Consider the following 21,935-nt stretch of genomic DNA (forward strand, 5'->3'; position numbering starts at 1 on the left):
GAGCCTGTCGAGACCACACCGGGTCCGACGGGCTCGACCGACGGCTGCTACTTCTTGCCGACGAACCAGCCGCGCACCATCTCCACACGCTCGGTGAGCTGGTCGGCCGTGGCCAGCGGCACCTCGGGACCGCCGCAGCGGCGCCGCAGCTCGGTGTGCACCGTCCCGTGCGGCCGGCCCGACTTGCGGGCCCACGCCGAGACCAGCTTGGACAGCTCCTTGCGCAGCTCGGCCGCGCGCCGGTGCTCGGCCTCCGACCGCTCGAGCGCGGCCTCGCTCGCGGTGGCCCCCGCGGCCCCGCCGGAGCCCCGCCCGCGCTGGTGCTCGGCCTGGCGCTGACGCAGCAGCGTCGTCACCTGGTCGGCGTCGAGCAGGCCCGGCAGGCCGAGGAAGTCGAGCTCCTCCGCGGAGCCGAGCTCGCCGCCCGTGCCGAACTCGCCGCCGTCGAAGAGCACGCGGTCGAACGACGCCTGGGCCTCCAGCGCCTCGAACGACCCGAGGAGCTCGCCCGACGCCTTCTCCTCCCGGTTGGCCGCCGCGAGCAGCGCCGCCTCCGGGTCGTACTCGATGCCCTGCTCCTCGGCCGTGGCGGGCCGGTCGAGCGCGTGGTCGCGCTCGATCTCCATCCCGTTCGCGAGCTCGAGCAGCAGCGGCACGCTGGGCAGGAAGACGGACGCCGTCTCGCCGCGCTTGCGGGCCCGCACGAACCGGCCGACCGCCTGCGCGAAGAACAGCGGGGTCGACGTGCTCGTGGCGTAGACACCGACGGCCAGGCGGGGCACGTCGACGCCCTCGGAGACCATGCGCACGGCGACCATCCACCGGGAGTCGCTCGCGGCGAACTCGTCGATGCGGGCGCTCGCCCCGTCGTCGTCCGAGAGCACCACCGTGGGGCTGGTCCCCGTGATCCGCGCCAGGTGCCCGGCGTACGCGCGGGCGTCGGTCTGGTCGGAGGCGATGACCAGCCCGCCGGCGTCCGGCACGGTGCGGCGCATCTCGGTGAGCCGCTTGTCCGCGCCGGCGAGCACCGACGGGATCCACTCGCCGTTCGGGTCGAGGGCGGTGCGCCACGCCTGGCCGTGCATGTCCTTGGTCATCGCCTCGCCCAGGCGGGCGCTGACCTCGTCGCCCGCGCGGGTGCGCCAGCGCATCTCCCCCGAGTACGTCATGAAGAGCACGGGCCGCACGACGTGGTCGCGCAGCGCGTCGCCGTAGCCGTAGGTGTAGTCGGCCTTGGACCGGCGGATGCCCTCCCGGTCCTGCTCGTACGTGACGAACGGGATGGGCGCGGTGTCGGAGCGGAACGGCGTGCCGGTGAGCGCGAGCCGGCGAGTGGCGTCCTCGAACGCCTCGCGCACGGCGTCGCCCCAGCTCAGCGCGTCGCCGCCGTGGTGCACCTCGTCGAGGATGACGAGCGTGCGCGCCGCCTCGGTCCGGGCTCGGTGCAGCGCCGGCTTGGCAGCCACCTGGGCGTACGTGAGGGCCACGCCGTCGTAGTGGGAGCCGTGCCGGCCCTGGCTGTTCTTGAACGACGGGTCGATGCGGATGCCGACGCGCGCGGCGGCGTCGGCCCACTGGTGCTTGAGGTGCTCGGTGGGCGCGACGACGGTCACGCGCCGCACCACCCCGGCCTCCAGCAGCTCGGTGGCGACGCGCAGCGCGAACGTCGTCTTGCCCGCGCCCGGCGTCGCGACCGCGAGGAAGTCGCGGGGCGACCGGGCATGGTACAGCTCCAGCGCCTCGGCCTGCCAGGCGCGCAGGTTCGAGGCGGTGCCCCACGGGGCCCGGCGCGGGAACGCCGGGCTCAGGTGGGACGCCGCCGCGGACGACGGCGACTGGGGCAACGGCTTGGCGGCAGGCTCGGCGACGGCCGCGAAAAGATCGATGTCGACGGGTTCGGACTCGGACGAGGACTCGGGCAGGGGCTGCGCGGTCACTTGCCGGAGTCGCCCTCGCCGTCCTGCGGCTCCCGGAGCCCGTCGTAGATCTCCTTGCACACGGGGCAGACGGGGAACTTCGACGGGTCGCGGCCGGGGACCCACACCTTGCCGCACAGCGCGATCACGGGCTTGCCCGACAGGGCCGACTCCATGATCTTCTCCTTGCGCACGTAGTGCGCGAACCGCTCGTGGTCGCCCGGCTCCGCGGCCTGCTCACGGGTCTCCGGGCGCTCCAGGAGGCTGGTCCCCGAGCCGGTGTCCTGCGACGGGTCGGCGGGAGGTGCGGAGAGGGGATCACTCATGCCGGGAAGTCTACGACGCACCCCCGACGCAGCCGCGGCACGCGACGCGAGAGAGAACCTCGTCACAGGCCCTGCCAGCCCGGCTTGCTCTCGAACGTCTGCCGGTAGTAGTCCCCGAGCTGCAGGCGCGAGGCCGCGGCGTCGTCGACGAGGACGGTCGCGTGCGGGTGCATCTGCATGACGGTGGCGGGCCACATCGCGGAGATCGGGCCCTCGACGAGCTGGTGCACGGCCTCGGCCTTGTGCCGGCCGGTCGCGAGCAGCACCAGGTGCCGGGCGTCCATGATCGTGCCCAGCCCCTGGGTGAGGCAGTGCGTGGGCACCTGGTCCACGTCGTCGTCGAAGAATCGCGCGTTGTCCACGCGGGTCTGGCGGGTCAGCGTCTTGATCCGCGTGCGCGACGCCAGGGAGGAGCCGGGCTCGTTGAACGCGATGTGCCCGTCGGTGCCGATGCCGAGCAGCTGCACGTCCACCCCGCCGGCGCCCGCGATCGCCCGCTCGTAGGCGGCGCACGCCGCGGGCAGGTCGTCCGCGAGCCCGTCCGGGCCCTGGACGGCGCCCGGCGCGAAGTCGACGCGCGACGCGATCTCCGTGTCGATGACGTTGCGGTACCGCTCCGGGTGGTCGGCGGCCAGGCCGACGTACTCGTCGAGCATGAAGCCGCGGGCGCGGGCGAACGACAGCCCCTCCTGCTCGTGCCGGCGGGCGAGCTCGTCGTACACCTTCAGCGGGCTCGACCCGGTGGCCAGGCCGAGCACCGTGGCGGGCTCGCGGCGCAGCAGCGCCTCGATCGCGTCGGCGGCCAGCACGGCCAGCTCCTCGGCGGGGGCGATCACAACTTCCATGCGCAGGCTCCAGTCTCTCGGTTCCTCAATCCTGCCCGACCTCGGCGGGCCGGTTGAGCATCGGGGTGAGGCGGGCGTCGAACTCGGCCGCCAGGGCCGCGACGTCCTCCCCGTCGGCGATCCGGCCGAACAGCTCCTCGTACACGCCCGCCGCCTCGACGGCCGCCCAGCCCGGCGCGGCCGGGGTGAGCTTCGAGGCAGCGGCGGTCCGCACGAGCGTCCGCCCGAACACGTCGTCCTTCATGAGGTCGGTGAACTCGCCGCGGGCCGGGCCGAGCCCCGCCTCGGCGAGCATCGTCTGGTAGTCGTCGGAGAACACGACGCGCAGCACGTCCTCGGCCAGCGCCGGGCTCGGCGACGCCGCGGAGATCGCGATGTTCGACCCTCCGGCGAACACCGGCGCGATCCCGCCGTCCACCCCCGGGAGGGCGAAGACGCCGAACCTGGACGTGTCGGCCATGCCGTCACGGACCTGCTCGCCGGAGTCGGCGCGCGTCATGTCCCCGATCGACCACCGCGCCCACGCCGGGGCCATGATCGTGGCGGCGGCCGGCGGCCCGCCGTCCACCCCGTCGTTGAGGAAGTCCCAGTACTCGACGTCCTTCTCCGTCGACGGCAGGTACGACGCGTTCTCGTACACGTCCTGCCACATCTCGAGGCCCTCGACCGTCGCCGGGTCGGAAAGCGTCGACGTCCACTCCTCGCCCTCCTTGACGGCGAGCTCGCCGCCGTTGGCGAACACCCAGGAGATCCCGTTGCGCCAGTCCTGGCCGCCCATCGCGAACCCGGCCCGGACGTCGTCGGTGAGCGACTGCACGGACTCCGAGAACTCGGACAGCGTCGACGGCACCTCGAGGCCCGCCTCCGACCAGAGATCCTTGCGGTAGAAGACGTACCGCGAGCCGAAGTAGTACGGCAGCGCGTAGTGCGTCCCGTCGACCGACCCGGCGTCGACGAAGGACTGCAGCAGGTCGTCGCCGCCAAGCTCCTCGTACAGGTCGGGCGAGATCTCGCGGAGCACGCCCGACGTCGTGAACGCCGGCGACTGCGTGTTGCCCACCTCCACGACGTCCGGCGTGAGCTCCGGGTCCGTGAGCGTCTCGTCGAGCCGCTGCACCACGTCCTCCCAGCCCTGCTCCTCGATCGTGAGCGTGGCGCCGGGGTGCTCGGCCTCGAAGGTCCGCACGAGGTGCTCGCGCAGCTCGGGGCCCGTGTCGGCGCCGACCAGCCACATGACGAGGTCGTTGTCGGGGGCCGCGGCCTCGGGGTCGTCCCCGAGGACGCCGCAGCCGCCCAGGGTCAGCGCCGCGGCGCTCGCGACCGACACCGCGACGGCGGTGCGTCGGCTCGCATGCATCGTTCTTCGTCCTCTCGCTGCGGCGGGCGCACCGTGCGCCCGGCCGGTGGTGCTCCGCCGGCCGTCAGGCCGGCTGGTGGTCCGCGCGCGCGGCGTCGAGGGCCGACTCCGCGAGCGGGGTTGCGGGGGCCCGGGTGCCCGCCACCCGGCGGCCGACGACGGCGGCGCCCACCGCGCCCACCGGCACGCGGCCCGGCGCGAGCCGGACCCGCTCCGGCAGGTGCAGCGACGACAGGAAGCCCGACGTCGCGGACTCCTGCGCGAGGGCGTCGCGGACGGCCTCGAGCAGCGGCTCGCCCAGCTGGGCGACGCCGCCGCCCAGCACGACGAGGGGCACGTCGACGGCCAGCACGAGCATCCGCACCGCGGCGGCCACGGCGGACGCGTAGCGCTCGCGGGCCTCGACCGCGCCGGGCACGCCGGCCGCGGCCGCCTCGAAGAGCTCGACCGGCGCGGGGCGCCCGGTGCGGGCGGGCCAGAGCGCGGCGACGGCCGTGCCGGACGCGTACAGCTCCAGGCAGCCCCGCTGCCCGCACGGGCACACCGGCCCGGCGGGGTCCACCGGGACGTGCCCGATCTCTCCCGCCGCGCCGCCGACGCCCCGGCGCAGCCGGCCGTCGAGGACCAGGCCCGCCGCCAGCCCGGTACCGAGGGCGAGGAAGGCCAGGTCCACGCCGGCTCCCGTCGGGTCCACCGGCGGGCCGCCCGGAGCGCCCCCGGCGTCCGTGACGATCAGGTGCGCGGCGCCGAGCGCGGCGACGTTGAGGTCGTTCTCCACGCCCACGGGCAGGCCGCCGAGCTCGTCGGACAGGAGCCTGGCCAGCGACAGCGGGGCGCCGTCGACCCCCACGTTGACCGCGTGCCGGACGGTGCCCGCCGCGGGGTCCACCAGTCCGGGCATGCCGACGCCCACGCCGACCAGGTCGGCCGGCGACAGCCCCGCCTGCCGCGTGACCCCGCGGACGGCGCGGGCGGCCCCGGCCACGACGCCGCGCGGACCGCGCTCGGTGGCGAGCCGTGCCTGCGCGACGACCTCGCCGGCGCCGTCGAGCAGCACGGCCAGCGTCTTCGTCCCGCCGATGTCGAGCCCGACCGCGGGCCCGTCGAGCGAGGGGCCCGCCAGGACCTCGCGCATGCGTGCGTCGTCCACGTCAGCCCTTCACCGCCCCGGCGACGAGGCCGGAGGTCATCCGCCCCTGCACGAACAGGAAGAAGACGATCACCGGTACCGCGATGAGCGTCGACGCGGCCATGACCTCGGCCCAGTCGATGCCCCGGTTCGCCGATGCCGAGAGGAAGCTGCGCAGCCACACCGGCAGAGTCTGTCGCGACTCGGCCGGGAGCACCACCAGCGCGGTGGTGAACTCGTTCCACGCCTGCAGGAACGCGTACACGCCGGACGCGACCAGGCCCGGGGCGAGGAGCGGGAACGTGATCCGCAGGAACGCCCGGGTGCGGGACAGCCCGTCGACCATCGCCGCCTCCTCGAGCTCCGCCGGGACGCCCGCGACGAAGCCCCGCAGCATCCAGATGGTGAACGGCACGAGCATCGCCGCGTAGAGGAGCGAGACGCCGAGCACCGAGTTCAGCCCGAGGACGGGGGCGGTCTCGCCCCACGACGAGAGCATCTTGTACTGGGCGATGAAGAGGCCCTCGGCGGGCAGCATCTGGATGAACAGGACGGCGAGCACGAAGCTCGTGCGGCCCCGGAAGCGCCACCGGCTGATCGCCAGCGCGGCGAGGAAGGCGAACGCCAGGACGATCACGATGGTCACCACGGTGATCATGAGGCTCATCTTCAGCGCGCCCACGAAGCCGGAGTCGGACAGGACGCTCGAGAAGTTCCCGAGCGTGAAGTGCACGGGCAGGAAGCTCGGGGTCTCCGACCGGAGCCGGGCGTTCGGCGTGACCGCCGACAGGACCATCCAGTAGACGGGGAACACCCACACGAGCGACATGGCCAGCCCGAGCACGCTCAGCAGGATCTTGCCCGCCCGCGGGCGGCGGCGCGCGGGCGCCGGCGCGACGACGGGCGCCCGCACCTCGGTCGCGGGAGCCTCGGTCACGGCGCTCATGCGGCGTCCTCCTTCATGAGGCTGCGCACGTACGGGGCCGACAGGGCCACGGTGAGCAGCAGGACGAAGATCGAGACGGCGGCGGCGCCGGAGAAGTCCTGGCTGCCGATGCCGAGCTCGTAGATGAAGTTGCCGAGGAGGTTGGTCTCGGAGATCGGCGCGCCGCCGTCCTGAAGCAGCCGGATCTGCGCGAACACGCGCAGGTCCCAGATGATCTGCAGCAGCAGCACGATGGCGAGCACGGGCTTCACGAGCGGGAGCAGGATCCGCCAGAGGATCTGCGTGCCGTTCGCGCCGTCCAGCCGCGCCGCCTCCAGCACCTCTTCGGACACCTGGGTGAGCCCGGCGTAGATCGACATCGCCACGAACGGCACCGACATCCACACGATGACGAACGTCGCCACGGTGAAGAACGTGAGCGGCTGCGCGAGCCAGGCGAAGCCGTCGGCCTGGTCGAACCCGAGCTGGACCAGCAGCCAGTTCACGACGCCGGTGCGGTAGTCGAACAGCCAGCGGAAGACGGTCACGGCCGCCACCATCGGCGTCGCCCAGGCGAGCAGCAGCACGACCTGCATGACGATCCGCACCCAGCCGAGCACGGAGCGCATGAGCATCGCGAGCCCCAGGCCGATGCCGACCGTGAGGAACGCGTTGACGAGGCAGAAGGCGAGGGACCGCACGACGACCGGTACCAGCCGGTCGTCGGCGAGGATGCGCGCGTAGTTGTCGAGCCCGACGAAGGCCGGCGGGGCGCCGAACTGCTGCATCATCCCGAATTCCTGCAGGGAGGTGATCACCTGCCAGTACACGGGGTAGCCGAGCCCGACGAGCAGGACCGCGACGGCGGGGATCAGCAGGACGTAGGGGGTGGCCGGCCGGCGCCGACGGCGGATCGCGATGCCGGACGTCTCGGTGCGGGTCATGCGGTCCTCCTTCCCGGGTCGTGACCGGCGGGCGGGGCGGCGTCGGTGGTGACGCGCCGCCCCGCCCGCCGGGTCGGTGGCTGGGGGTCAGCCGGCCTGGCCGTTGAGCATGGGCGTGAGCTTCTCGTCGTACTCGGCGGCGAGAGCCGTCACGTCGCCGCCCTCTGCGATCTTCTGGAACAGCTCCTCGTAGACCTTGGCGCCCTCGACGGCGGCCCAGCCCGGCGCGGCCGGGGTGAGCTTCGAGGCCTCGGCGGCCGCGACGGCCGTCTCGCCGAACTTGTCGGTGGCCATGACCGAGTTGAACTCGGTGTTGGCCGGGCCGAGGCCGTTCTTCGCCAGCATCGTCTGGTAGTCGTCCGAGTAGATGATGCGCAGCAGGTTCTCGGCGAGCTCCGGGTGCTGGGACTTCGCCGACACCGCGAGGTTCGAGCCGCCGGCGAACACCGGGGCGACGCCGCCGTCGACGCCCGGCAGGGCGAAGATGTCGAACTTCTTGGCGTCCGCCATGCCGTCGCGGACCTCGTCGCCGGCGTCGTTCTTGGTCAGGTCACCGAGCGACCAGCGGGCCCAGCTCGGCGCCATGATGGTCGCGCCCTCGGGCGCGCCGCCGTCCTCGGGGTCGTTGAGGTACTCCCAGTACGCCTCGTCGGTGTGCGTCGCGGGCAGGTTCGACGCGGTGGCGTAGACGTCCTGCCACTGCTCGAGGCCCTTGACCGTGTTCGGGTCGGACAGCGTCGAGGTCCACTCCTCGCCGTCCTTGACGGCCAGCTCGCCGTCGTTCGCGAAGACCCACGAGATGCCGTTGCGCCAGTCCTGGCCGCCGAGCGCGAACCCGGACTGCTTGTCCGTGCGCAGCTCCTTGACCGCGTCGCCGAACTCGGCGAGGGTCGTCGGGACCTCGACGCCCGCCTTCTTCCAGGCGTCCGCGCGGTAGAACATGTAGCGCGAGCCGAAGTAGTACGGCAGCGCGTACTTGGTGTCGTCGATCGCGCCGGCCTCGACGAAGGACTGCAGCAGCGCGTCGCCGCCCAGCTCCTCGTAGAGCTCGGGGGAGATCTCGGCGAACGCGCCCGCGTACGTGAAGGTCGCGGCCTGCGTGTTGCCGATCTCGACGACGTCGGGGGTGTTCTGGGCGTCCGGCAGGGCGGTCGTCAGCTTCGTGACGACGTCCTCCCAGTCCTGCTCCTCGATCGTCAGCGTGGAGCCGGGGTTCTCCTCCGCGAACGTGTCCACGAGGTACGTGCGCAGCTCCTCGGGCGTGTCCGCGCCGTTGAGCCACAGGGTGATGTCCGCAGCCTCGGGGGTGCCGCCGGCGGCGCCGTCGTCCGAGCCGCCGTCGTCGGCGGAGCCGCAGGCCGCGAGCGCGAGCGCGAGCGTGATGCTCGTCGCCACGCCCGTGGCGATGGAACGGGTCCTCTTCATCGGGGTGTTTCCTCTCGCTGTTGAGCACGACGGCGTCCGTTCGACGCCGTCGGGTGTGAGGTCGTAGGGGGGCCTGGCGGAGCCGGCCCGGCGGGTCAGGACACGCCGAGCTGGGCGTCCAGGACCAGCACCGCCGCACCGGCGAGGACGACGTCCTCGTCGAGCGTGGCCATCCGCAGGCGCAGGTCGGCCGCGGTGGCCGGCATCGTGCGCTCGGTGAGGGTCTGCAGCGCCGCCGTGCGCAGGGCGCCGTCGAGCAGCTCGGGCGGGCCGCTGAGCAGCACCTCGGCCAGGTTGAGCGCGCCGACGACCGGCGCGAGCGCCACGCCGAGCGTGCGCCCGACCGCCGCGAGGGCCGCGTCGGCGGCGGCCGGGTCGAGGCCGGCCACGGCGCGCCGCAGCGCCGGGGCCGCGAGCACCGTCTCGAGGCAGCCGCGCCGGCCGCAGGCGCAGAGCTCACCGTCGTCGACGACGGTGACGTGCCCGAGCTCCCCGGCGGCGAAGGCGGACCCGTGGACGCGGGCGCCGTCGACCATCACGCCGGCGCCGACGCCCTGCCCGATCGTGAGGACGAGCATGGAGCCGGCCGCCGCGCCGTAGGTGTACTCGCCGAGCGCCGCGGAGTTCGCGTCGTTCGCGACGTGCACGGGCAGGGCCAGCCGCTCAGTGAGCATCTCGGCCAGCGGCAGGTCGGACCACTGCCGGTTGGGCGCCTCGATCACGGTGCCGGACTCGTCCACGACGCCGGGCGACCCGACCCCGACCCCGATGACGGGGCTGGTCGCGGCGGACACCAGCGTGCGGGCGAACCGGGTGAGCAGGCCGACGAGCTCGTCGCCGACCCTGCCGTCGACGGGCAGGGAGCGACGGACGACGGCCTCGCCGGTGAGCGTCATGACGGCCCCGCGCATGACGGCGTCGTCCGACAGGTCGACGGCGACGATCTGGTACGAGTCCGTGCGCATCCCGACGAGGATGGCGGGCTTGCCCACCCGGCGGCCCGGCTGCACCCCGAGCTCCTCCACGAGCCCCTCGGCGAGCAGCACGTTGATGAGGTCGGAGATCGTGACGCGGGTCAGCGACGTGGAGCGGGCCAGGTCGGCGCGGGACGTGGGCCCCTCGTGGAAGAGGTGCTGGAGCACGAGCGCGCGGTTGTGCGCCCGGGCGTGCTCGGGCAGCACCTTCGAGGTGGCTCGCTGGCCGGCACCCAGACCCCGTCGTGCGGTGCGCGTCGTCGGCGTGGACATGTTTGTTAGTACAGCGTCTTAACTGACGAATGTCCAATCGCCCCCGGCCATCGTGACGGGATCGTGATCGTCCCGGCCCCCGCCCGCCGTGCGCGACCGGCGCCGAGCGGGTAGGGCGCCGGGCGACTGCCCGCGGCGACCGAGCCGCAAGGTCACGGTCTCGGCACGGTCCGGTCACGATCGGGCGCCCCTGACCTGCGGCGACACGGCCGGACCCTACGCTCTTCCCATGCCGACCTCCCCCCGCCCCCCGCAGGCGCGCCGCGTCACCGTCCTCGCGTGGCTCACCGCCGCGCTGGTGCTCGTGCTGGCGGCCTGCACGGGGTCCGGGGGCGGCGACGCCGGCTCCGAGTCGTTCTCCGACTCCGGCGCGTCGGTCGAGGACACCGGCGGCGAGGCCGCGGCGGACCCGGCCGCCGCGCTCGCCGAGGGCGACGAGGCGGCGGCGTCCGTCGTCGACCGGGAGATCATCACCACGGGCCACGCGACCGTCGTCGCGGACGACCCCGCCGCCGCGGCGGCCGAGCTCGCCCACCTCGTCGAGGAGGCGGGCGGCCGGGTCGAGCGGCGCAGCGAGACGGCGGGCACCGACGAGGACCCCGGTTCCGCGTCCCTCACCGTGCGGCTGCCCGCCGACCGGATGACCAGCGCCGTCGAGGCCCTCTCCGGCCTGGGTGAGGTCGAGGACGTGCAGGTCGACACCGAGGACGTCACCGGTCAGGCCCAGGACCTCGACGCCCGGATCGCCGCGCTGACCACGTCCACGGACCGGCTCCGCGTGCTCATGGGGGACGCCGCGAGCACCAAGGACCTCCTGGACGTGGAGCAGGAGCTCTCCGAGCGCCAGGCCGAGCTGGACTCGCTCACCGCGCAGCGCCAGCGCCTCGCGGACCAGGTGGCGATGTCGACCCTGGTGGTCGACCTCGCGGCGGAGCCGGTCGCGGTCGCCGAGTCGCGGGGCGGGTTCCTCGGCGGCCTCGCCTCCGGCTGGGACGCCCTGGTCACCACCGCCTCGACGGTGGTCCTCGTGCTCGGCGTGCTCCTGCCCTGGCTCGCGCTGGCTGCGCTGGGCTACCTCGGGTACCGGTGGTGGCGCCGCTCGCGGGAGGCCGGGACGCCGCCCCCCGCCGAGCCCGCGACCGAGACGGCCGGCGGCTAGGACCCCGCGGGATCCGCGCCCACGCGCCCGGCGACTCAGCCGCCGACCCCGGCCCACCCGCCGGCGGCCCGCTCGGCGGCGAGGTCCCGCGGGTGCCCGGCGACCCCGGGGCGGCGCTGCCACGGGTGCGGGCCGCCCGTCGGCCGGTACTCGACGCCGTAGGCGTCCAGCCGCGGCAGGTGCGCCGCGGCCAGGCGGTCCAGGAACTCGCGGGACGCCGCGCCGCCGGGCTCCCGCCCGCCGTCCCCGGTCGCGGACCAGACCGCTTCGGCGAACGCCGCGAGGCGCGGGTAGGTGGCGTAGTCGACGCGACGCCCCGAGTCCAGGTGCTCGGTCCAGACCTGGGCCTGCGCGCCGAGGACGCGGCCGGCCGTCGGTCCGTCGAGGTCCGGGCGCGTCGCGCGGAACGCGGCGGGCAGGGGCTCGAACGCGTACACGTCCTCCACCGTGCGACAGAACCCCACCGGGACCGGCTCGTCGGGGCCGTCGCCGGCGCGGTGGTCGAGGTACGTGACCTGCTCCGGGGCCAGCACCACGTCGTGCCCCGCCGCGAGCGCGTCGGCGGCCACCGACCAGCCGCGCCAGCAGGTGACGACGGCGTCGCGCGGCAGGTCGGGGCCGAACCCCTCGTCCCACACGACGGCGCGCCGCCCCCGCCCGCGCAGGTGCTCGGCCAGCCGGGCGAGGAACCAGCCGTGCAGCCGGGCGACGTCGCCGGTCCCGTCGGCGGTCCGGTAGCCCAGCGCGGCGGCCCGCTCGACCAGGTCCGGGCGCTCCTGCCACGCCGTCGTCGGCGCCTCGTCGCCGCCGAGCCCGACGAACGGCGCGTCGAAGACGTCGCACACCTCGTCGAGCACGTCGCGGAAGAACGCCACCGCCTCGTCGGTGGGGGCGAGCACGTCGTCGCTGATCCCCCAGGTGGTGCGGACCTCGTGGGGTCCGGGTCGCGCGGCGAGGTGCGGGTAGGCCGCGAGCGCCGACTGCACGTGCCCGGGGACGTCGATCTCCGGCACCACGGTCACGCCGCGCTCCCGCGCGTAGGCGACGACCTCGCGCAGGTCGTCGGCCGTGTAGAACCCGCCGTGGGGCCGCCCGTCCCGGGTGCCGGTCCGCCACGTGCCCACGGTCGACTCCGCACGCCAGGCACCCACCTGCGTCAGCAGCGGGTACCGGCGGGACTCGAACCGCCAGCCCTGGTCGTCGGTGAGGTGCAGCTGCACCACGGAGAGGCGGTGGGCCGCGGCGAGGTCCACGAACCGGAGCACGTCGGCCTTCGGCAGGAAGTGCCGCGCGACGTCGAGCAGGACGCCCCGCCACGGCGCGCCCGGAGCGTCCTCGACGGTGCACGCCGGGAGCACGGGGCGCGCGCCGGCGGCCGCCCGGCGGTACGCCGGCGGGCCGGCGAGCTGACGCAGGGCCTGCGCCGCCGCATGCGCGCCGTCGAGGTCCGCGGACGCCACCCGCACGCGACCGGCCGGCTCGCCCACGGCGAGGCGGTACCCACCCGGCGGCAGGGAGCCGTCGACGACGAACGCCACGTCCGCCGCGTCGTCCAGCACCCCGTCGACGCGCACCGGGACCACGTCGATGCCGAACGCCTCCTCGGTGACGCGCCGCCACCAGCGTGCCGCCGGCGCGAGGCCCGGCGGTGCGGCGAGGGTGCAACGGTCGGCGAGCACGACGGCGCCGTCGAGACGCGTCGATCGCGCGGGGGCAGGGAGCAGGCCGAGCGGTGTGATCTCCGACACGGAAGGTACCCTAACGAACTCCGGGAGCCGCTGCCCGTGCCGTCGGGCGGCGGCCCGCAGGGCGGCGCCGGGCAACGACGACGGCCCGCCCGGCAAGGCCGGGCGGGCCGTGGTCGCAGGGGTGGAGCTGCCGGGAATCGAACCCGGGTCCGGTGGCGCTTTTCGAGGACTTCTCCGGGCGCAGTCTGCTGTGCTTTTCTCGGCCCCCGCACTCACGCAGACAAGGTGCGGACGGGCCCAGTCATCTAAGAGTCCCCGTAGCCCCGATGACGTGGGCGACGAGCAGTGGCTCTCTAGTCGACGCCGGCGACCGGGGCGAGAGCATCCCCGGGCCGACGGACTTCAGAACTCGCTCAGGCGGCGAGGGCGAAGTCGGTGCGCTTGTTATCGGCACCTATAAGTGTGCAGGCAAGTCGTTTACGAGATGAGCCTGCATCCTCGGCCCGCTTCTCATCGAAGCACGACCACCGTCGAAACCGATCAGCCCCTGTGGTGTTGTCAACCGCCCGACCCTGGGGCCGGACGTCTCCATCCTAGTGCGTCAACCCGCCCGGCGGCGAACCTATTCCTCGACCGCCGCCGGCGCCGCACCTGGGCCTCAGGTGAGCAACTCCTGCTGCCGCATGGCCCGCTGCGCCTCGCGCATGTCCTGCTTCTCGCGCAGGGTCTGCCGCTTGTCGTACTCCTTCTTGCCCCGTGCCAGGGCGATCTCGACCTTGGCCCGGCCGTCGAGGAAGTACAGGCTCAGCGGGATCAGGGTGTGCCCCTTCTCCTGCGCCTTGGACTGCAGGCGCGTGATCTCGTCACGGTGCAGCAGCAGCTTGCGCCGGCGGCGCGGGGAGTGGTTGTTCCAGGTGCCCTGGAAGTACTCCGGGATGTGCACGTTCTCGAGCCAGGCCTCGCCGTGGTCGATCGCCGCGTACCCGTCGATCAGCGACGCGCGCCCCATGCGCAGCGCCTTGACCTCCGTGCCCGACAGGACGAGCCCGGCCTCCACGACGTCCTCGATCACGTAGTCGTGGCGGGCCTTCTTGTTGTTCGCCACGATCGTGCGGGGGTCGCCCTGCTTCTTCTTGGCGCCCTTGGCCTTGTTGGACACGGTCTCCTCCTCCCGGGTTCGCGGTCACGCGACTTCCCAGGATACGGGAGGAGGGCCGGGTAGCCAGGGCATTTCCGCGGCAGGAGAACACCCCGCCGACGCAGCGGAGCGCCCGGTCAGTTCAGCCAGCCGCCCATCGGGTCGGTCGTGCTCCCGTTGACGTACACCTCGAAGTGCAGGTGGCAGGCCGACGAGCTCCCCGTGGAGCCCGAGTAGCCGATGACCTCGCCCTTGTCGACGTACTCCCCCACGCTCACGGTGTCGTAGGACAGGTGGAGATACCTCGACATCACGTTGTCGCCCTGGTGCCCGCCGTGGTTGACGAGCACGTTGTTGCCCGGCCCGCTGCCGTAGTACGCCTGCTCGACGTACCCGCTCTGCGCCGCGTAGATCGGCGTGCCGCAGTAGGTGCGGATGTCCGTGCCGGCGTGCAGCCGCCAGTAGTGCAGGGTCGGGTGGAACCGCATCCCGTAGGAGCTGGTGACGACGTGGTAGTCGGTCGGCCAGCCGAAGAACGACCCGGACGAGGAGGAGCCGCCGCCGCCACCACCGCCGCCGGAACCGCCGCCGCCCCCGTCGGAACCACCGCCGCCCCCGCCCCCGCCGGAGCCCCCGCCGGTACTCTCGGCGGCCTCCGCGGCGGCCCGACGACGAGCCTCCGCCTCGGCCTTGCGCCGCTGCTCCTCCAGGCGCGCGTCGCGCGCCTTCTGCTTGACGATGATCTCCTTGATCTGCGACTCGAGGTTCGCCTGCGCCTGCTCGTTCGCCTTGAGCTCGGCGAGGGCGTTCTCCCGCTGCGCCGCGATCGACGCCTTGAGCCTGCGCTGCTGGGCGATGAGCCGCTCGACCTCGGCCTTGCGGTCCTGCGCCTCCCGCTCGGCCTTCTCGGCCACGACCACGTTGGCGTCGGCCTCGCGCTTGAGCGCCGCGATCGTCTCCCGGATGGCGTCCAGCCGCGCCTGCTGGTTGCGTGCGACCGCCTCGGCGTCCTGGAGCTCGGTGAGCGTGCGCGCCTGGCTGCGCGCCGCCGACGACGAGACCGCGAACTCCTCGAGGAACTCCTCGGTGGACTGCGCCCCGGTGACGATGCCGATCGTGCTGGCGTCGTCGCCGCTGCGGTAGGCCTGCCGGGCCATCTCGGCGACGTCCGCGCGCGCCGAGGCCACCTTGCCCGTCCCCGCCTCGATCTGCTGCGCGACGGCGGACTCCTCGGCCTCGGCGTCGGCGAGCCGCTGGGCGAGGATCGCGGCCTTGCGGCGCGCCTCCTCGAGCGCGGCCTGCGCCGCCGCCAGCTCGGCCTGCGCCACCGGCAGGCGGCCCTCGACCTTGTTGAGGTCGAGCACCGCCTGGCGGTACCGCGCGTTGGTGTCCTCGAGCTCGTGGCTGAGCTCGTCGCGCTCGCGCTCCTTCTGCCGCTGCTTCGCCTCCGCCGCGGCACGCTGGTCGTCGATGTCGTCCGCGGCAGCCGAGCGTGCCGCGACACCCGCCGTCACGGTCGCCGACGTCGTCGCGCCGCCCAGCACCAGGACGGCGGCCACGAGGCCGCCCAGCGCGCGTCGTCCGACGCCACCCGTCGTCGTCATCAGCCCTCTCACACCCTCGTGTACCGGTTCAGCGTCACGACCGAGGACACCACCGCCAGCAGCACCGCGATGCCGATCAGCAGCGGGGCGACCGCGAGCACGTCCCCCACGTCCACGTAGGCGACCCAGTCGACGGAGTCCTGCAGCCAGTCCATCACCAGGTACTGCACGGCCAGCCACAGCCCCCCGACCGCGAGCAGCGCGCCCACGAGCGCGGCGATCGCGCCCTCCAGCATGAACGGCAGCTGCACGAACAGGTTCGACGCACCCACCAGACGCATGATGCCCGTCTCGCGGCGTCTCGACACGGCGGAGAGCCGGATCGTCGTCGTGATGAGCAGGACGGCGGCCAGCAGCATGACGCCCGCGAGGCCCGCCGCCAGCATCGACGCCCGGCCGAGCGCCTGGAAGAGCGGCTCGAAGACGGCCCGCTGGTCCTCGACGACCTCCACGCCCGCCCGGCCCTCGAGCACGTCGTCGACCACCTGGTACTGCTCGGGGTCGTCCAGCTTGAGACGGAACGACGCCTGCATGTCGCCCTCGGTGAGCTGCGTGCCCTGGTAGCCGTCCGGGTAGAGCTCGGTGAAGGCCTCGAACGCGTCGGCCTTGGACTCGAAGTACGTCTCCTCGACGACGTCGGCCAGCTCGGTGTCGATGACCTGCTCGAGCTCGTCGACCTGCTCCGGCGTCGTCTCGCCCTCCGCGCACGTCGGGGCCGTCGAACCCTCGGGGCACAGGAAGACCGAGACCTCGACCAGGTCGTACCAGTCGCCCTTGAGCTTGTCGACCTGCGCCTGCAGCAGCGCGGCCGCGCCGACGAACGTCAGGGACACGAACGTCACCAGGACGACGGACACCACCATCGAGAGGTTGCGCCGCAGGCCGCTGAGGACCTCGGTGAGGACGAACTGCAGCCGCACCTCAGGCCTCCCGTCCCGCGCGGACGCGCTCGTGCTCGCGCAGGACCTGCTGCACGACGTCGTCCGCCGAGGCGGGTCCGCCGGCGTCCGGGGCGGGGCGGTGCTCCACCACCCGGGCGGCCGGGACGGCGGCGGGGACGTCGACCGGGGCGTCGGCGGGCGCATCGGTGGGCGCGTCGTCGGACGCGTCGTCCTCGGCGGCCGCCGCGCGGGCGGCCGCGGCCTCGGCGGCGCGCTCGGCCTCGACGTCGGCGGGCTCGGGGGTGACCTGCACGCGAAGAGGCCCGGGGACCACGGCGGGCGCGCCCCGGCCGGGCGCGTCGAGCACCGGCGTCTGCCCGACCGCCGGCAGGATCGACTCGCGGTGGCCGTAGACGGCGTCGACCTCGTCGCGCACCACCGAACCCGTCGAGAGCTCGACCACGCGCTTGCGCATCTCGTTGACGATCTCGTCGTCGTGGGTGGCCATGACGACGGTCGTGCCGGTGCGGTTGATGCGGTCCAGCAGCCGCATGATGCCGAGCGACGTCGTGGGGTCGAGGTTGCCCGTGGGCTCGTCGGCCAGCAGGATCTGCGGCCGGTTGACGAACGCGCGCGCGATGGCGACGCGCTGCTGCTCGCCGCCGGAGAGCTCGTGCGGCAGCCGCTTCTCCTTGCCGTCCAGGCCGACCATCTCCAGGACCTCGGGGACGGTCGTGCGGATCACATGCCGCGGCTTGCCGATGACCTGCAGCGCGAAGGCGACGTTCTCGTGCACGGTCTTGTTCGGCAGCAGCCGGAAGTCCTGGAAGACGACGCCGATGCTGCGCCGCAGGGACGGCACCTTCCAGCTCGAGAGCCGGGACAGGTCACGGCCCGCCACGTAGACGCGGCCGGCGGTGGGGCGCTCCTCGCGCAGCACCAGCCGCAGGAACGTGCTCTTGCCCGAGCCGGAGGCCCCCACGAGGAAGACGAACTCCCCGCGGGAGACGTCCACCGTGACGTCGTCGAGCGCCGGTCTCGCCCCGCGGGCATACACCTTCGAGACGTTCTCGAACCGGATCACGACGCGCCCTCCCCTGCCCTGTCGACGGCACGACGACGGCCGGGAGCCGCGGTCGTCCGCGTCCGAGAGTGACACCGTGGCGGTCGGGTCACGGGAAGGACACGCCGGTGTGTCGCCGGTCAGGCGGTTGCCCGGGAGAACGGATCGCGGGCGGCGAGGGCCGGCCGCCGGGCGGTGCGCCGGGGACGGCGCGGGTCAGGCGGCGTCGGCGCCGCCGGAGCGGCGCCAGCGGATCCCGGCCTCGATGAAGTCGTCGATGGCGCCGTCGAAGACGGCCTGGGTGTTGCCCGACTCGTGCTCGGTGCGCAGGTCCTTGACCATCTGGTACGGCTGCAGCACGTAGGAGCGCATCTGGTCGCCCCAGCTCGCCTTGATGTCGCCGGCGAGCTCCTTCTTCTTCGCGGCCTCCTCCTGCTGGCGGATCAGCAGCAGGCGCGACTGCATGACGCGCAGGGCGGCGGCACGGTTCTGGATCTGCGACTTCTCGTTCTGCATCGACACGACGGTCCCGGTCGGGAGGTGGGTCATGCGCACCGCGGAGTCCGTGGTGTTCACGGACTGGCCGCCCGGGCCGGACGACCGGAAGACGTCGATCTTGAGGTCCGACTCGGGGATCTCCACGGAGTCGGTCTGCTCGATGAGCGGGACGACCTCGACGGCGGCGAACGACGTCTGGCGGCGGCCCTGGTTGTCGAAGGGCGAGATGCGCACGAGGCGGTGCGTGCCCGCCTCCACCGACAGGTTGCCGAAGGCGTAGGGGGCGTTCACCTCGAAGGTCGCGGACTTCAGGCCCGCCTCCTCGGCGTAGGACGTGTCCATCACCTTGGTCGCGTAGCCGTGCCGCTCCGCCCAGCGCAGATACATGCGCATCAGCATCTCGGCGAAGTCGGCGGCGTCGACGCCGCCGGCGCCCGCGCGGATCGTGACGACGGCGTCGCGGGCGTCGTACTCGCCCGCCAGCAGCGTGCGGATCTCGAGCGCGTCGAGGTCCTTGCGGATGCCGGCGACCTCGGCCTCCGCCTCGGTCAGCGAGTCCTCGTCGTCCATCTCCTGGCCCAGCTCGACGAGCGTCTCGACGTCGTCGATGCGCTGCCCGAGCCGGCTCACGCGGTCGAGCTCGGCCTGCGTCTGCGACAGCGCGGACGTGACCTTCTGCGCCTTCTCGGGGTCGTCCCACAGGTCGGGGGCCGAGGCCTCCTCCGAGAGGGTGGCGATCTTCGCCTGCAGGGCGGTGGGGTCGCTCACGGCCTCGATGGACTCGAGGGTGGCGCGCAGCGCCTTGATCTCTGCGGGGAAGTCGATGGTGGCCACGATCCTCAAGGTTACCCGTCGCGGGCCGGGCTCCCCACGCCCCGGTGCTCCCGGCGGGGACGCCTACGACGGCTCGGGCAGCGCGCGACCGAACATCTGCGCGGTGTCGCGGGCGCTGGGCGTCCCGGCGTCGCGGTCGGCGCCGGCCGCGAGCAGCGCCGCGACCACGTCGTCGGAACCCTTGAAGACGGCACCGGCCAGCGGCGTCTGGCCACGGGCGTTGGCGCGGTCGACGTCGGCGCCGCGCTCCGCCAGGCCCCGCACGAGGTCCGCGTGCCCGTGGTAGGCGGCGAGCATCAGCAGCGTGTTGCCGGCGGCGTCGGCGTGGTCGGCCGGGACGCCCGCGTCCACGAACTCCAGCAGCAGGTCCGCGCCCGCGCGGGCGAGGTCGAACATCTGGTCCAGGTCGACGGGGAGCTTGTCTGCGGGCCGGTCGTCGCTCATGCGGGCGAATCTACCCGGGCGCGTGGCGTCGACCTCCGCGATGCTGAGGGTTGGGGGTGGTCGGTCGTGACGACGTACGTGTGGCGGGGGCTCGAGGCGGACAGCGTGGAGCACCTCGACCTCGGGATCCGTGACGACCGGCTGCGCGCGCGTTCCGTCGTCGACCTCGGCCCGGAGCGCGTCGAGTACGCGATGGACCTCGGCGCCGACTGGACGTTCCGCGCGCTGCGCGTGTGGTCGTCGGCCGGGAACGAGGTCGACGTCAGCCGCGACGCCGACGGCGCCTGGCGGGTCGACGGCGAGGCGCTTCCGGCGCTGGCGGGCGCCGTCGACGTCGACCTGGCGTTCAGCCCGTTCACGAACACGCTGCCGATCCGGCGGCTCGACCTGGCGGTCGGCGCGTCGGCCGAGATCGTCGCGGCGTACGTGGCCGCCCCCTCGCTCGACGTCGGACCGGACCCGCAGCGGTACACCCGCCTCGCCGCAGACCGGTACCTCTACGAGTCGCTCGACGGCGACTTCCGGCGGGAGATCACCGTCGACGACGACGGGTTCGTCGTCGACTACCCGGGCCTGTTCGCCCGGGTCTCGGGGCGCGAGTGACGGCGCCGCCGTGCGCCGCGACGACCCGGCGGCGTCGGTGCCCGGTCAGCCGGCCCGGGCGGAGGACGTCGCGGCGATCTCGAACCCGCCGCCGAACGCGTCCGTGAACCACCGCACCAGGGGCGGGTGGGAGGTCGCGACCACGCCGACGCGCGCCGTCCGCCCGTCCGGCGAGGTCGCCTCCACCAGCCGCAGCCCGTCCAGCCCCGCCGCCGTTCCCGGGTGCGCGGCGAGGTGGTCGAGCACCGACTCCTCGACGTCGGCGTCCGCGAGGGTGGGCGTCGCCGTCTCGTCCGGAGCAGGTGCCCGCCCGGCGTAGAAGCGTTCGGGCGGCATCGCGTCGGCCGCGTCGGCCGCGAGCGCGTCGGCGACGTCGTACAGGCGCTTGCGGTCCAGGTGCACCGCCGTCGCCGACGCGACCATCCCCACGATCATCAGCGCCACCGCCACGACCCCCGCCGTGAGCAGCATGATGCGGCCGTCCTCCCGGGCGCCGACCCGGGAGGACGGCGCGCCGGGCCGGGAGCGCCCGGTCGCACGCCGGGTCACGGCCGCACCTGCCCGTACTCGTCCACGGTCGCGACGTGCGTCGCCTCGACCGCGACGGCCAGCGGCAGCCGGTCCCCCAGCGCGGCCGGCACGAAGGGCAGCGCGACCTCGAGGCGCGCCCGCACGCCCACGGTCGCCCCGGGCGTCAGGCACGGGTCGGCGGAGCAGTCGAGGGTCAGCACGTCGTCGGTCGGCGCGTCGTCGAACCCCTGGTCGGCCAGCGCGATCCCGGCGGCCGCCCGGGCGGCGGCCAGGCCCTCGGCGGACGAGTCGGCCGTGACCATCGCGCGGCCCGCCTCGCGCGCCGCCCCCTGGACCGCGAACGTCCCGGCCTGCACCTGCGCGAGCGTCAGCACGAGGTACACCAGCGGCACCAGCAGCAGCACCGCCGTGCCGAGGAACTCCACCAGCGCCGCTCCGCTCTCGCCGTCGGATGCACCGTCGGGGCCCTGCCCGTCCGCCGGACCGAGCGCCGGACCGAGCGCCGGACCGGGCAAAGTGCCGACCGCGGCGTCCGCCGTCCGCGCGCTCATGCCTCCTCCAGCGCGTGACCCTGGAGCGTCAGCACCCCGGACGGCCCGATCAGCCCCACCACCGGCAGCGGCACCCGCACCGTGACCTCGACGACGTCCAGGCCGTCGACGGTGGCCTGCCGGACGGACACGTCGTCCGCGTAGCGCTGCCCGAGCGACGACGCCAGCAGCTCCTGCGTCCGGACGGCGCCGCTGGAGAGGTCACGGTCGGCCCGGGCCGCGATCCGCGCGCCCTCCGCCGCGGCGTCGATGGCGAGCGCGCGCACGTGCATCGCGAGCGCCACCTGCACGACCGCCAGGAACAGCGCGAGCACGAGCGCCGCGACCATGACGAACTCCGCGACCGCGGACCCGCGCTCCGGGTCGGCACCGACACCGGGTCGCCCCGGGCGGGCCTCGCCGGAACGCCCGGACGTCACGGCGCCCCGCCGTCGATCGGCGGCGCCCACACCGGGCGCGGCACCAGGCAGAAGGGGTGCCCGGCCGGGTCGGCGTAGACGTCGCCGTGCCCCGATCCCGCCGCGGCCCGGGTGAGTCGCCGGGCGCCGAGCGCGAGCACCCGGGCGTGCGCGTCGGCGACGTCGTCGACCATCACGTCGAGGTGCATCTGCTGCGGACGGGCCGGGTCGCCCCACTCCGGCGGCCGGTGGTCCTGCGCGCGCTGGAACGCGAGGCCGGAGTGCCTGTCGTCGGGCGCGACCACGACGAAGTCGTCGTCGGCGTAGGTGATGTCCTGGCCGAGGACGGCCGACCAGAACGACGCCAGCGCACGCGGCTCGGGGCAGTCGACCACCAGGTGGTGGAGCCTGCCGACGGCGGAGGGCACG

The 21,935-nt window shown here is 74.0% G+C and carries 21 protein-coding genes, 1 other RNA gene and 1 pseudogene; 2 read left to right on the plus strand and 21 right to left on the minus strand.

Going from position 1 to position 21,935, the window contains the following annotated elements; all coding sequences use genetic code 11:
- Nucleotides 1-47: 47 nt before the first annotated feature.
- From ABD254_RS02530 to ABD254_RS02570, 9 genes are all read right to left on the minus strand, one after another.
- Nucleotides 48-1,886 (minus strand): DEAD/DEAH box helicase, encoded by a 1,839-nt coding sequence (locus tag ABD254_RS02530; RefSeq protein WP_344248469.1) that lies wholly within the window; start codon nucleotides 1,884-1,886, stop codon nucleotides 48-50.
- A gap of 47 nt (nucleotides 1,887-1,933) precedes the next feature.
- On the minus strand, nucleotides 1,934-2,242 hold the full coding sequence (locus ABD254_RS02535; protein ID WP_344245345.1) for a DUF3039 domain-containing protein: 309 nt from the start codon (nucleotides 2,240-2,242) through the stop codon (nucleotides 1,934-1,936).
- A 62-nt stretch (nucleotides 2,243-2,304) separates the two neighbouring features.
- Nucleotides 2,305-3,087 (minus strand): glucosamine-6-phosphate deaminase, encoded by a 783-nt coding sequence (gene nagB / locus ABD254_RS02540; protein ID WP_344245347.1) that lies wholly within the window; start codon nucleotides 3,085-3,087, stop codon nucleotides 2,305-2,307.
- A 25-nt stretch (nucleotides 3,088-3,112) separates the two neighbouring features.
- Complete coding sequence (locus ABD254_RS02545; protein ID WP_344245349.1) at nucleotides 3,113-4,444, minus strand: extracellular solute-binding protein; 1,332 nt, start codon at nucleotides 4,442-4,444, stop codon at nucleotides 3,113-3,115.
- 64 nt (nucleotides 4,445-4,508) lie between these two features.
- Nucleotides 4,509-5,594 carry an ROK family protein gene (locus ABD254_RS02550; protein WP_425553622.1) on the minus strand — a complete coding sequence of 362 codons (1,086 nt, stop codon included), beginning with the start codon at nucleotides 5,592-5,594 and terminating at the stop codon, nucleotides 4,509-4,511.
- Between the two features lies 1 nt (nucleotide 5,595).
- Entirely contained in the window at nucleotides 5,596-6,519 is a 924-nt protein-coding gene (locus ABD254_RS02555; protein WP_344245351.1) for a carbohydrate ABC transporter permease, read from the minus strand.
- The gene (locus ABD254_RS02560; RefSeq protein WP_344245353.1) at nucleotides 6,516-7,442 is read right to left on the minus strand and encodes a carbohydrate ABC transporter permease; all 927 of its coding nucleotides are present in this window, start codon (nucleotides 7,440-7,442) and stop codon (nucleotides 6,516-6,518) included. Before ABD254_RS02560 ends, ABD254_RS02555 begins: the two co-directional genes overlap by 4 nt.
- Before the next feature lie 87 nt (nucleotides 7,443-7,529).
- Entirely contained in the window at nucleotides 7,530-8,867 is a 1,338-nt protein-coding gene (locus ABD254_RS02565; RefSeq protein WP_344245355.1) for an extracellular solute-binding protein, read from the minus strand.
- A gap of 95 nt (nucleotides 8,868-8,962) precedes the next feature.
- Nucleotides 8,963-10,114, minus strand: coding sequence for an ROK family transcriptional regulator (locus ABD254_RS02570; protein ID WP_344245357.1), 1,152 nt, complete (start codon nucleotides 10,112-10,114; stop codon nucleotides 8,963-8,965).
- A gap of 229 nt (nucleotides 10,115-10,343) precedes the next feature.
- Between ABD254_RS02570 and ABD254_RS02575 the strand changes: the two genes are divergently transcribed.
- A complete protein-coding gene (locus ABD254_RS02575; protein ID WP_344245359.1) occupies nucleotides 10,344-11,273 on the plus strand; it encodes a DUF4349 domain-containing protein in 930 nt (309 codons plus the stop codon).
- A gap of 35 nt (nucleotides 11,274-11,308) precedes the next feature.
- On the opposite strand, the gene ABD254_RS02580 is transcribed toward ABD254_RS02575, so the two are convergent.
- The 8 genes and pseudogenes from ABD254_RS02580 to ABD254_RS02615 form a co-directional block, all read right to left on the minus strand.
- Complete coding sequence (locus ABD254_RS02580; RefSeq protein ID WP_344245361.1) at nucleotides 11,309-13,021, minus strand: beta-N-acetylhexosaminidase; 1,713 nt, start codon at nucleotides 13,019-13,021, stop codon at nucleotides 11,309-11,311.
- Nucleotides 13,022-13,140: 119 nt separating this feature from the next.
- Nucleotides 13,141-13,509: a transfer-messenger RNA gene (gene ssrA, locus ABD254_RS02585) on the minus strand.
- Between the two features lie 110 nt (nucleotides 13,510-13,619).
- Nucleotides 13,620-14,120 carry an SsrA-binding protein SmpB gene (smpB, locus tag ABD254_RS02590; RefSeq protein ID WP_344245363.1) on the minus strand — a complete coding sequence of 167 codons (501 nt, stop codon included), beginning with the start codon at nucleotides 14,118-14,120 and terminating at the stop codon, nucleotides 13,620-13,622.
- 116 nt (nucleotides 14,121-14,236) lie between these two features.
- Nucleotides 14,237-15,703: a peptidoglycan DD-metalloendopeptidase family protein gene (locus tag ABD254_RS02595; RefSeq protein ID WP_344245365.1), complete on the minus strand. Its 1,467-nt coding sequence runs from the start codon at nucleotides 15,701-15,703 to the stop codon at nucleotides 14,237-14,239.
- A gap of 8 nt (nucleotides 15,704-15,711) precedes the next feature.
- Nucleotides 15,712-16,623: a permease-like cell division protein FtsX gene (ftsX, locus tag ABD254_RS02600; protein ID WP_344245367.1), complete on the minus strand. Its 912-nt coding sequence runs from the start codon at nucleotides 16,621-16,623 to the stop codon at nucleotides 15,712-15,714.
- Nucleotides 16,624-16,990: 367 nt separating this feature from the next.
- Nucleotides 16,991-17,668 (minus strand): annotated as a pseudogene (gene ftsE / locus ABD254_RS21420) (cell division ATP-binding protein FtsE); the annotation flags it as partial.
- A gap of 195 nt (nucleotides 17,669-17,863) precedes the next feature.
- On the minus strand, nucleotides 17,864-18,979 hold the full coding sequence (gene prfB / locus ABD254_RS02610) for a peptide chain release factor 2 (RefSeq protein WP_344245371.1): 1,116 nt from the start codon (nucleotides 18,977-18,979) through the stop codon (nucleotides 17,864-17,866).
- Between the two features lie 63 nt (nucleotides 18,980-19,042).
- Nucleotides 19,043-19,423, minus strand: a complete 381-nt coding sequence (locus ABD254_RS02615; protein ID WP_344245373.1) for an ankyrin repeat domain-containing protein — start codon at nucleotides 19,421-19,423, stop codon at nucleotides 19,043-19,045.
- Nucleotides 19,424-19,489: 66 nt separating this feature from the next.
- Between ABD254_RS02615 and ABD254_RS02620 the strand changes: the two genes are divergently transcribed.
- The gene (locus tag ABD254_RS02620; RefSeq protein ID WP_344245375.1) at nucleotides 19,490-20,026 is read left to right on the plus strand and encodes a putative glycolipid-binding domain-containing protein; all 537 of its coding nucleotides are present in this window, start codon (nucleotides 19,490-19,492) and stop codon (nucleotides 20,024-20,026) included.
- Nucleotides 20,027-20,071: 45 nt separating this feature from the next.
- On the opposite strand, the gene ABD254_RS02625 is transcribed toward ABD254_RS02620, so the two are convergent.
- From ABD254_RS02625 to ABD254_RS02640, 4 genes are read right to left on the minus strand one after another with little or no spacing between them, the layout of a single operon-like run.
- Nucleotides 20,072-20,575: a hypothetical protein gene (locus tag ABD254_RS02625; RefSeq protein WP_344245377.1), complete on the minus strand. Its 504-nt coding sequence runs from the start codon at nucleotides 20,573-20,575 to the stop codon at nucleotides 20,072-20,074.
- The gene (locus tag ABD254_RS02630; RefSeq protein WP_344245379.1) at nucleotides 20,572-21,108 is read right to left on the minus strand and encodes a pilus assembly protein; all 537 of its coding nucleotides are present in this window, start codon (nucleotides 21,106-21,108) and stop codon (nucleotides 20,572-20,574) included. The genes ABD254_RS02625 and ABD254_RS02630 overlap by 4 nt, the downstream gene beginning before the upstream one ends.
- Nucleotides 21,105-21,527, minus strand: coding sequence for a TadE/TadG family type IV pilus assembly protein (locus ABD254_RS02635; protein WP_344245381.1), 423 nt, complete (start codon nucleotides 21,525-21,527; stop codon nucleotides 21,105-21,107). The genes ABD254_RS02630 and ABD254_RS02635 overlap by 4 nt, the downstream gene beginning before the upstream one ends.
- Nucleotides 21,524-21,934 (minus strand): VOC family protein, encoded by a 411-nt coding sequence (locus ABD254_RS02640; protein ID WP_344245383.1) that lies wholly within the window; start codon nucleotides 21,932-21,934, stop codon nucleotides 21,524-21,526. The genes ABD254_RS02635 and ABD254_RS02640 overlap by 4 nt, the downstream gene beginning before the upstream one ends.
- Nucleotide 21,935: the final 1 nt, after the last annotated feature.

This window comes from Isoptericola hypogeus (assembly GCF_039531145.1).
GTDB classification, from domain to species: Bacteria; Actinomycetota; Actinomycetes; order Actinomycetales; family Cellulomonadaceae; genus Isoptericola; species Isoptericola hypogeus.